11 protein-coding genes are annotated in these 9421 nt (G+C 73.9%); 8 read left to right on the top strand and 3 right to left on the bottom strand.

Translation table 11 applies throughout. The annotated features are described in order from the left end of the window. A partial coding sequence (locus A7D27_RS26130; protein ID WP_170832329.1) for a type II secretion system protein J occupies nucleotides 1-198 on the bottom strand: 198 nt, incomplete at its 3' end. After that, complete coding sequence (locus tag A7D27_RS26125) at nucleotides 195-632, bottom strand: GspH/FimT family pseudopilin (RefSeq protein WP_069566592.1); 438 nt, start codon at nucleotides 630-632, stop codon at nucleotides 195-197. The genes A7D27_RS26130 and A7D27_RS26125, both read right to left, overlap by 4 nt. Before the next feature lie 57 nt (nucleotides 633-689). On the opposite strand from A7D27_RS26125, the gene A7D27_RS26120 reads away from it, so the two are divergent. Continuing rightward, nucleotides 690-1115 (top strand): type II secretion system protein N, encoded by a 426-nt coding sequence (locus A7D27_RS26120; protein ID WP_069566591.1) that lies wholly within the window; start codon nucleotides 690-692, stop codon nucleotides 1113-1115. A gap of 5 nt (nucleotides 1116-1120) precedes the next feature. On the opposite strand, the gene gspI is transcribed toward A7D27_RS26120, so the two are convergent. Continuing rightward, nucleotides 1121-1513 (bottom strand): type II secretion system minor pseudopilin GspI, encoded by a 393-nt coding sequence (gene gspI / locus A7D27_RS26115; protein WP_069566590.1) that lies wholly within the window; start codon nucleotides 1511-1513, stop codon nucleotides 1121-1123. A 245-nt stretch (nucleotides 1514-1758) separates the two neighbouring features. Between gspI and gspG the strand changes: the two genes are divergently transcribed. The 7 genes from gspG to A7D27_RS26080 form a co-directional block, all read left to right on the top strand. Continuing rightward, on the top strand, nucleotides 1759-2187 hold the full coding sequence (gene gspG, locus A7D27_RS26110) for a type II secretion system major pseudopilin GspG (RefSeq protein ID WP_069563046.1): 429 nt from the start codon (nucleotides 1759-1761) through the stop codon (nucleotides 2185-2187). Nucleotides 2188-2207: 20 nt separating this feature from the next. Further along, entirely contained in the window at nucleotides 2208-3053 is an 846-nt protein-coding gene (gspK, locus tag A7D27_RS26105) for a type II secretion system minor pseudopilin GspK (RefSeq protein WP_069566589.1), read from the top strand. Beyond that, the gene (gspL, locus tag A7D27_RS26100) at nucleotides 3050-4186 is read left to right on the top strand and encodes a type II secretion system protein GspL (RefSeq protein WP_069566588.1); all 1137 of its coding nucleotides are present in this window, start codon (nucleotides 3050-3052) and stop codon (nucleotides 4184-4186) included. The genes gspK and gspL overlap by 4 nt, the downstream gene beginning before the upstream one ends. Continuing rightward, nucleotides 4176-4700: a type II secretion system protein GspM gene (gene gspM, locus A7D27_RS26095; protein ID WP_069566587.1), complete on the top strand. Its 525-nt coding sequence runs from the start codon at nucleotides 4176-4178 to the stop codon at nucleotides 4698-4700. Before gspL ends, gspM begins: the two co-directional genes overlap by 11 nt. Nucleotides 4701-4707: 7 nt before the next feature. Continuing rightward, on the top strand, nucleotides 4708-7038 hold the full coding sequence (gspD, locus tag A7D27_RS26090; RefSeq protein WP_069566586.1) for a type II secretion system secretin GspD: 2331 nt from the start codon (nucleotides 4708-4710) through the stop codon (nucleotides 7036-7038). Next, nucleotides 7035-8453 (top strand): type II secretion system ATPase GspE, encoded by a 1419-nt coding sequence (gspE, locus tag A7D27_RS26085; RefSeq protein WP_069566585.1) that lies wholly within the window; start codon nucleotides 7035-7037, stop codon nucleotides 8451-8453. The genes gspD and gspE overlap by 4 nt, the downstream gene beginning before the upstream one ends. An 8-nt stretch (nucleotides 8454-8461) precedes the next feature. After that, a partial coding sequence (locus A7D27_RS26080; protein WP_069566593.1) for a type II secretion system F family protein occupies nucleotides 8462-9421 on the top strand: 960 nt, incomplete at its 3' end.

Here is a 9421-nt window from a genome sequence, read left to right as displayed (position 1 = left end):
GGCGCGCTGGTCCAGGTCCCGCTGCAGTTGGTTCAGCGCCCGCAGCAGGGCGTCGTCCCGCTCCGTGGCCAGGCGCAGGTGCTCGTCGGCCCGGCTGACGCTGTCCAGGCCGCGCCAGGCGATCAGTGCCACCACCGCCATCAGCAGGATCGCCACCATCACCTCGATCAGGGTGAAGCCCCGCTGGCGCGCCATCATTCCAGCTCCAGGCGGCCGTCGGCGCCGCGCACCAGGGCGACCCGGTTCACCCCGTCGGACAATTCCACCCGTGCCGGGCTGCCCAGCCATTCGGCGTCCAGCAGCAGCCGGGGCGGGGTCGCCCGCACCCGCGCGCCGGCCAGTTGCCAAGGGCGCGGGCGCAGCGTGGCGTCGCCATCCAGGGCGCTACCGGCCGGTGCGCCCAGGCGGCGGAAGCGGTAGCCGCGCTCGTCCGCCTCCCAGGCGATCACCTCGCCGCTGCTGCGGGCCTCGTCCTGGGCCACTTGCAGCACCAGCACCAGGCGCCGCGCCTCGTCCCGCAGCAGGCGCGCCGGATCGGGGCGGATGCTCAACCCCACGGCGGCGCTGGCGATGCCGATCACCACCAGCACCACCATCAGCTCCACCAGGGTGAAACCCCGAGCCCGTGACACAAAACCGTGAAGATCGCCTGCTAGGGTCGGCTGCCTGACCTCAGGGAGGACCGCCCCATGCACTGGACCCGCCGACCCGACCCCGCCGCCCTGGTGCAGGGCGCCGCCATTCTCGCCACCCTCGCGGGCCTGGCCACCTGGTACCTGCTGCTGAGCGACCCGCCGCCCCTGGAGGCCCGCGCCAGCAGCACCATGGCCCCGCAGGTGGCGGTGCCGGAACAGCCGGCCCGCTGGTTCGCCCGGCGCAGCGACAGCGTCACCCTGCAGGTGACCGGGCTGTTCGCCGGCCCGCGCGGGCGGGTGGCGATCCTCGCCGTGGACGGCGGCAGCCCGCAGCCGTTCCTGGTTGGTGAGCGGCTGGCCGAGGGCGTGTGGCTGGAGGCCATCGAACCCGATGCCGTGGTCATCCGCCGGGGCGAGCGCCGCGAGCGCCTGGCCATTCCGCGCCTGGCCCGGGGGCCGGAGCTGCCGGACCTGCGCTGAGCGCCTCATGGGCGCACCGCCCCGGCGTCCGACACCGGCAGGCGTGCGTTCAGGCGGGCCAATGGCGGCCCTTCGGCGTCCCGGGGGTGGACCTCCAGGCGCACGCTGAACAGCTCGCCGTCCCGTGTCACCTCGCGCACGCAGACCAGGCGCAGCCGGCCCTGGTCGCAGTCGCGCACCTCGCGGCCGCCGCGCAGGCGGCCCTGCAACTGCACCTCGGCCAGCTCACTGCGTGCCGCCAGCAATGCCAGCGAACGGTCCCGCAGCAGGCCGCTGCCCTGGGTCGCCACCCCGGCGGCGCGCACCGCTGCCGACATGGCCACGGCGACGATGGCCAGGGCCACCAGCACTTCCACCAGGGTGAAGCCGGCCACGTGGCGGCGGGGGAATCGGGTCATCGCGCGTTCTCCAGGCTGTGCCCGCGACCCTAGCCGGGGTAGCTGACGAAACGGCGACCAATGCTCAGGAGAAGGCCGCTCCCTGGCGCCAGGCACAGCCCCGGAAGCCGCGTCCCAGGGCTGCCGGGGCCGCCAAGCTCCCGAGGATTTTCAATCGGTCTGACATATCCGCTTGGAACAATCCGCTGCATCTGATCGGGCAAGAGCCCGCCGACCGGCAAGGACTGCAGCGAGGAGTAACGGATATGGATGGCGTGCGCCTGGCCTCCCAGCGAGGCTTCACCCTCATCGAGATCATGGTGGTGGTGGTGATCCTCGGGGTCCTTGCCGCGATGGTGGTGCCCAAGGTGCTCGACCGGCCGGACCAGGCCCGCGCCACTGCCGCCCGCCAGGACATCGCCGGGCTGATGCAGGCCCTCAAGCTCTACCGCCTCGACCAGGGCCGCTACCCCAGCCAGGCCCAGGGCCTCAAGGTGCTGGTGGAAAAGCCTGCCGACGCCGCCAGCAGCAATTGGCGCGCCTACCTCGAACGCCTGCCCAACGACCCCTGGGGCCGGCCCTACCAGTACCTCAACCCGGGTGCCAACGGCGAAGTGGACGTGTTCTCCCTGGGGGCCGACGGCCAGCCCGAAGGCGAGGGCGTGAGCACCGACATCGGCTCCTGGCAGCTCTGAACGTGGGCCGGCAACGGGGCATGGCGGTGATCAGCGCGCTGCTGGTGGCGGCGCTGGTGGCGGTGATCGCCGCCGGCCTGCTGGCGCGCCAGGCGCGACTGGTGCGCCTGGCGGAGGGTGAAGGCGAGCGCCAGACGGCCCAGTGGGTGGCCCGCAGCGCCACGGCCCTCGGCCTGCAGCGCCTGCGCCAGGCTTGGCAGCAGGACCCGGCCACGCGCCTGGACCAAGGCTGGGCCCGTGGCTGGCAACTGCCGCTGACCGACAGCGCCACCTTCGACGGGCGCCTGCTGGACGAGCAGGGCCTGTTCAACCTCGCCAGCCTGGTGCACGAGGGCCAGCTCGACCCGGTGGAACAGGCCGCCTTCCAGCGCCTGGGGGCCAGCCTCGGCGTCGCCCCGGCAACCCTCGCTGCCCTGGAACAGCGCCTGCTGGCCGCCTACGGCGAGGCCCGCCTGCCGCGCCCGCGCAGCCTGGAAGACCTGGCCAGCGCGCCGGGGGTGGAGCCCCGCGCCTTGGCGCGGCTGGCGCCCTTCGTCACCGTTCTGCCACTGCCTGGCTGGGTGAACGGCAACACCGCGCCGGCCGAAGTGATCGCCGCGCGGGTGCCCGGCCTCGGCCTGGAGCGGGCCCGCGCCCTGGTGGCCGAGCGTGACCGGGGCCAGGGCTTCATCAACAGCGGCGACCTGCTCAATCGCCTGCGCCTGCCGCAGCTGGACACCGAGCAGGTGCGCCTGGGCATCACCAGTGAATGGTTCCGCCTGCAGGGCCAGGTTCGCGTCGGCAGCCGCCAGTGGCCGCTGGAGGCTCTGCTGTTCCGCCCCGAGGACGGCGCAGCGCGGGTGGTCTGGTCGCGGGTGGGCGCATGAAGCGTCGCCTGCGTCTGGCCCTGCCGCCCCTGCGCCTGCTGGAGCCGGGCAGCGTGCTGGAGGGCTTCTGGCTGGAGGCACGCGGACAGGCCGTGCCCTGCTCGGTGGCGCTCCCGGCGCTGGCCGCCACGTTGCGGGGCGCGCCCCTGGAACTGCGCCTGCACCCCGAGGACAGCCTGCTGGCGCGGGTGGCGCTGCCGCCCTTGCCGGCCCCACGCCTGGCCGCCGCGGCCGCCTGTGCCCTGGACGGCCTGGCCCTGGAAGGGCGCGACGCCCTGCACCTGGCCCATGGCCCCCGCGAGGCCGACGGGCAGGTGCAACTGGCCTGGCTGGCACGCCCGGCACTGGCACGGCTGCAACGCCTGCTGGCGGGGGTTCGCTTCCGCCTGGTGCCGGCACCGTTCTTCCTGCCGCTGCCGCCGCCCGGCCAGGTCAGCGCCCAGTGCCTGGACGGCCACCTGGTTGCACGCGGTGGGCCGGACCACGGCTGGGTACACCCGCTGCCGGCGCTGGCCCTGGCCGAGCAGCCCGATCCGGCCCGTTGGCACTGGCTGGGGCCAGGCGGCCCCGAAGGGGCCGCCATGCTGCCCGCCGAAGACGCCTGGCAGGGGCCGGCCGGCACCCTCGACCTGGCGGCCGGTGCCGCCCCCAGCCAAGACGGCACAGCGCGCTGGGGGCGGGCCCTGGGTTGCTGCGCCCTGGCGGCGCTGGTCTGGACCCTGGGCCTGAACCTCTACGCGGCGCAGCTCGCTGAGCAGGGCCAGGCCCTGCGCCGGCAGATGAGCGAGCGCGTGCGCCAGGCCTTCCCACAGGTGCCGGTGGTGCTCAACCCACTGCAGCAGGCCCGCCAGCAGCGCGACGCCCGCCTGGCCGGGCAGGCACCGGGGGCGGACGGCTTCGACAGCCTGCTGCGTCAGGCCGGGTTGGCCCTGGCACTGCCGGCCGGCAGCCTGGAAGGGCTGGACTACGCCGACGGCACCCTGCACCTGCTCCGCCCGGCGCGCAGCGCCAGCCCCTTGCCGGCCGACTGGCAGGCGACCCTGGCCCCGGTGGGCCTGGAGGGCGAGGCCGTGGCCGATGGCTGGACCCTGCGCCGCGCACCGGCCCCGGAGGCCCGCCGCGATGAACCGTGAAGCCCTGCAGCAGCGCTACGACGAGGCGCGCCAGGCCTGGCAGCGGCTGGCCCCCCGCGAGCGCCGCGTGCTGCGCCTGGCGGCCCTGGTGCTGCCGCCGTTGCTGCTGTGGTTCGCCCTGGTGGACCCGGCGTTGCAGCGCATCGACCACTGGCACGCGGAACTGCCGCGCCTGCGGGCCCAGGCGCAGACCCTGGAAACCGTGCTGGCGGAGGCGGGCGTGGGCCAGGCGCAGCCCCTCGGAGAGGCCGACGCCCGCCTGCGCGAGACGCTGGAGCGGGCCGGGCTGACGGAACACGTGCGCCTCGGCGGCGAAGCGGGGCGTTGGCAGGTGCAACTGGACGGCGCCCCGGCGCCGGCCCTGATGGAGTGGCTGCTGGGCGGCTTGCCCAGCGTGCCGGTGCGGGTGCGCGAAGTCCGCCTGCGGCGGGATGGCGAAGGCGATGGAGAGACGGCGGAAGGCCGGCTCACGGGTGTCATCGAATTGGACAGGGCGCCAGGCACAGGGGAATAAAATGACAATGCGTAATAATTCGGGCTGGCAAGGCCCGGTGCTGCTCGGCCTGGTGGCGGCGCTGGCCGCCTGCAGCCAGGGCGGCGCTCAGGTGCCGCCGGTGCTGCCGGCCCCCAGCGAACTGGGGCGCCCGCTGGTGGCGCCGGGGCCGGCGGTGGACACCCTGGCCGAGCGCCAGCGGCGCCAGGCCCAGCTGGAACAGCAGCAACGCGAGGCACGGGCGCGCCAGGCCCGTGCGCCAGGGCCGTCGGCGCCACGACCGGTAGCGAGCAGCGGGGCACCCGGCCTGGGTGAGCAGCCGGTGCAGTTGAACTTCGTCGAAGCGGACATCCCGGCGGTGCTGCGGGCGCTGTCCCGCGCCACCGGCCGGCAGTTCCTCGCCGATCCCCGGGTCAAGGGTCAACTGACTCTGGTCTCGGAAGGGCCGGTGCCGGCAAGGACCGCCTACGGGATGCTGCTGGCGGCGCTGCGCATGCAGGGTTACTCGGTGGTGGAGGCGGGCGAGGTCAGCCAGGTGGTGCCCGAGGCGGACGCCAAGCTGCTGGGCGGCCCGGTGGGCGACGGCGACCGCGCGGCGGGCAACGGCATGATCACCCGCACCTACCGCCTGCAGTACGAGAACGCGGTGAACCTGATCCCGGTGCTGCGGCCCATCGTCTCGCCGAACAACCCGATCAACGCCTACCCCGGCAACAACACCGTGGTGGTCACCGACTACGCGGAGAACCTCGACCGCGTGGCGGCGATCATCGCCAACATCGACGTGCCGGGCTCGGTGGACACCGACGTGGTGCCGGTGCGCAACGGCATCGCCACCGACATCGCCGCGATGCTCGGCGAGCTGATGGACACCCCCGGCGGCGATGCCGGGCAGAAGGTCTGGGCGGTGGGCGACCCGCGCTCCAACAGCGTCATCCTGCGCACCGCCAGCCCGGAGCGCACGGCCCTGGCGCGGCAGTTGATCGACCGCCTGGACAGCGCCCAGGGCAACCCCAGCAACCTCCATGTGGTGTACCTGCGCAACGCCCAGGCCAACAAACTGGCCCAGGCCCTGCGCGGGCTGCTCACCGGCGAGGCGGAGGCCGGCGGGCAGAGCGACGGCACCCGCGAGCGGCTCAACGGCGGCGAGCTGGGTGGCCAGGGCCAGGCCGGCAGCTCGCGACAGACCGCCGGTACGGGCAGCGCGTCCCGCAGCGGCAGCCAGGCGGCAACGGCCACCACGGCGACCGGCAGCAGCCAGGCCCATGGGGTGGAAGCGCCGGTGGCGTTCTCCGCCGGGGGGGCCACGGTGCAGGCCGACACCACCACCAACACCCTGCTGATCTCCGCGCCCGAGCCGCTGTACCGCAGCCTGCGGGAGGTGATCGACCTGCTGGACCAGCGCCGCGCCCAGGTGGTGATCGAGAGCCTGATCGTCGAGGTGAGCGAGGACGACGCCAGCGAGTTCGGCATCCAGTGGCAGGCCGGCGACCTGGCCAACGGCTGGTTCGGCGGCGCCAGGCTGGGCGGCTCCGGCCTCACCACCACCGCGCGCAACAGCCTGGACGTGCTGCCCGGCGGGCTGAACATCGGCAAGGCCGCCGGCGGGGTGGACATCCCCGGTGTCGGCCGGGTGCTGGACCTCAAGGTGCTGGCCCGGGCGCTGAAGGCCAAGGGCGGCACCAACGTGCTGTCGACGCCGAACCTGCTGACCCTGGACAACGAGGTGGCAAGCATCTTCGTCGGCCAGACCATCCCATTCGTCACCGGCAACTACGTCACCAACGGCGGCGGTAACAGCAACAACCCGTTCCAGACCATCGAGCGCGAGGAGGTAGGGCTGCGGCTGAACGTGCGCCCGCAGATCTCCGAGGGCGGCACGGTGAAGCTGGACATCTACCAGGAGGTCAGCAGCGTGGACGAGCGCGCCTCCAGCGACGCCGGCACGGTGACCCAGAAGCGCGCCATCGACACCAGCATCCTCCTCGACGACGGCCAGATCATGGTGCTCGGCGGTCTGCTGCAGGACGGCTACACCGAGACCAGCAACGCCATCCCCGGGCTCTCGGCGCTGCCGGGCGTGGGGGCGCTGTTCCGCAGTGACCGGCGCACCCGCAGCAAGACCAACCTGATGGTGTTCCTGCGGCCCTACATCGTCCGCGATGCCGCCACCGGCCAAGGCATCACCCTCAACCGCTACGACTACATCCGTCGCGCCCAGGGCGCGCTGCAACCGGTGCGGCGCTGGTCCCTCGACGACATGCAGGCGCCGCAGTTGCCACCCGCCACCCAGGCCATGCCGCCCGCGCAGCCCAGGCCGATGCGTGCCGTGCCGCTGGCCCCGGGGGAGCAGCCGTGAGCGGCCTGCCCTATGCCTGGGCGCGGGCCCAGCGGGTGCTGCTGGAGGGCGGCGCGGACGAGCCGGTGCTGCTGATCAGCAAGGCCACTCCCGGCTGGGCCATCGGCGAGGCGCTGCGGCGGTTCGCCGGGGCGCGGCTGCAGCCGGTCAGCGACGCCGAGCTGGAGCAGGCCCTGGCACGGGCCTACGCCGACACCGGCAGTGCGGCGGCTGTGGTGGGCGCGGTGGAGAGCGAGGTGGACCTGGACCGCCTGCTGCAGGACATCCCCGAGGTGACCGACCTGCTGGAGGCGGAAGACGGCGCGCCGGTGATCCGCATGATCAACGCACTGCTGACCCAGGCCGCGCGGGACGGTGCCAGCGACATCCACATCGAGCCCTTCGAGAGCCACGCCGTGGTGCGCTACCGGGTGGACGGCACCCTGCGCGACGTGGTGGCGCCGCGCAAGGCGCTGCACCCGGCGCTGGTGTCGCGGATCAAGATCATGGCGCAACTGGACATCGCCGAGAAACGCCTGCCCCAGGACGGCCGCATCGCCCTGCGGGTGGCCGGCCGGCCCATCGACGTGCGCGTCTCCACGGTACCCACCGGCCACGGCGAGCGGGTGGTGATGCGCCTGCTGGACAAGCAGGCCGGGCGCCTCAGCCTGGAGCGCCTGGGCATGGCGCCGGGGCTGCTGGCGCAGTTGGACGGACTGATCCGCCAGCCCCACGGCATCGTGCTGGTCACCGGGCCCACCGGCTCCGGCAAGACCACCACGCTGTACGCCGCCCTGGCCCGGCTGGATGCCAGCGTGCACAACATCCTCACCGTGGAGGACCCGGTGGAGTACGACCTGTCGGGAATCGGCCAGGTCCAGGTCAACGCACGCATCGACATGACCTTCGCCCTGGCCCTGCGGGCGCTGCTGCGGCAGGACCCGGACATCATCATGATCGGCGAGATCCGCGACCTGGAGACGGCGCAGATCGCCGTGCAGGCGTCTCTCACCGGGCACCTGGTGCTGGCCACGCTGCACACCAATGACGCGGTTTCCGCGGTGACCCGCCTGGTGGACATGGGCGTGGAGCCCTTCCTGCTGGCCTCCAGCCTGCTGGGGGTGCTGGCCCAGCGCCTGGTGCGGCGGCTCTGCCCGCAGTGCAAGGCGCCCGATCCGCTGCAGCCCGGGGGCTGGCGCGCGGTGGGCTGCACGGCCTGCAACCACACCGGCTACAGCGGGCGCACCGGCATCCACGAGCTGTTCGTGATGGACGACGGCGCGCGGGCGCTGGTCCACGAGGGCGCCGCCGAGCAGGTGCTGCGCCAGGCCGCGCGGGCAGCGGGGATGGCCAGCATGCGCGACGACGGCGAGCGCTGGGTGGTCGACGGCACCACCACGCGGGAGGAAATCCTGCGCGTGACCCGGGACACCTGAACATGGACGTGCAACGCTACCGCTACGAAGCCGCCGATGCAGGCGGGCGCATCGAGACCGGTGTGCTGGAGGCCGACAGCGAGCGCGGGGCCCTGGCGGCCCTGCGCGGGCGCGGCCTGGTGCCGTTGGAGGTGGCCCCGGCGGCGCCAGCCGCAACGGCGGGCTGGCTGGCACCGCGCCTGTCGGAGACCGAACTGGCCGGCACCACCCGCCAGTTGGCCAGCCTGCTGGGCGCCGGCATGCCCCTGGAGGCGGCGCTGAGTGCGGCACTGGAACAGGCCGAACGGCGCCACGTGGCCGAGGCCCTGGAGGCGGTGCGGGCGGACGTGCGCAGCGGGGTGCGCCTGGCCGATGCCCTGGGCGCGCGGCCACGGGACTTTCCCGCCATCTACCGCGCGCTGGTGGCGGCGGGCGAGGAGTCCGGGGACCTGGCCCAGGTGATGGAGCGCCTGGCGGACTACGTGGAGGAGCGCAACGCCCTGCGCGGCAAGGTGCTGACGGCGTTCATCTACCCGGCGGTGGTGGGGGTGGTGTCCATCGGCATCGTGATCTTCCTGCTCGGTTTCGTGGTGCCCCAGGTGGTCAGCGCCTTCTCCCAGGCACGCCAGGACCTGCCGGGCCTGACCCACGCCATGCTCCAGGCCAGCGACTTCGTGCGGGCCTGGGGCCTGGCCTGCGCGGCGGCCCTGGTGGCCGCCGGCTGGGGCTGGCGGCGCTACCTGCAGAACCCGGCGGCGCGCCTGGCCTGGCACACGCGGGTGCTGCGACTGCCGCTGGTGGGGCGCTTCGTGCTGGGGGTGGACACGGCCCGCTTCGCCTCGACCCTGGCCATCCTCGGCGGCGCCGGGGTGCCGTTGCTGCGGGCGCTGGATGCGGCACGGGAGACGCTCTCCAACGCGCGCCTGGCGGCCTGCGTGGCTCAGGCGTCCCTGGCGGTGCGCGAGGGCGTGGGGCTGGCGGTGGCGCTG

It is taken from the genome of Pseudomonas sp. 1D4 (assembly GCF_001728925.1).
Classification (GTDB): domain Bacteria; phylum Pseudomonadota; class Gammaproteobacteria; order Pseudomonadales; family Pseudomonadaceae; genus Metapseudomonas; species Metapseudomonas otitidis.
Note: the sequence above shows the minus strand (reverse complement) of the source record. Positions and strands in the feature narration are given on the sequence as shown.

Bases quoted from the DNA above. Each gene is read 5' to 3' on its own strand.
- A7D27_RS26120 (WP_069566591.1), top strand. From the start codon at position 690: ATGCACTGGACCCGCCGACCCGACCCCGCCGCCCTGGTGCAGGGCGCC.
- gspI (WP_069566590.1), bottom strand. From the start codon at position 1,513: ATGACCCGATTCCCCCGCCGCCACGTGGCCGGCTTCACCCTGGTGGAA.
- gspG (WP_069563046.1), top strand. From the start codon at position 1,759: ATGGATGGCGTGCGCCTGGCCTCCCAGCGAGGCTTCACCCTCATCGAG.
- gspK (WP_069566589.1), top strand. From the start codon at position 2,208: ATGGCGGTGATCAGCGCGCTGCTGGTGGCGGCGCTGGTGGCGGTGATC.
- gspL (WP_069566588.1), top strand. From the start codon at position 3,050: ATGAAGCGTCGCCTGCGTCTGGCCCTGCCGCCCCTGCGCCTGCTGGAG.
- gspM (WP_069566587.1), top strand. From the start codon at position 4,176: ATGAACCGTGAAGCCCTGCAGCAGCGCTACGACGAGGCGCGCCAGGCC.
- gspD (WP_069566586.1), top strand. From the start codon at position 4,708: ATGCGTAATAATTCGGGCTGGCAAGGCCCGGTGCTGCTCGGCCTGGTG.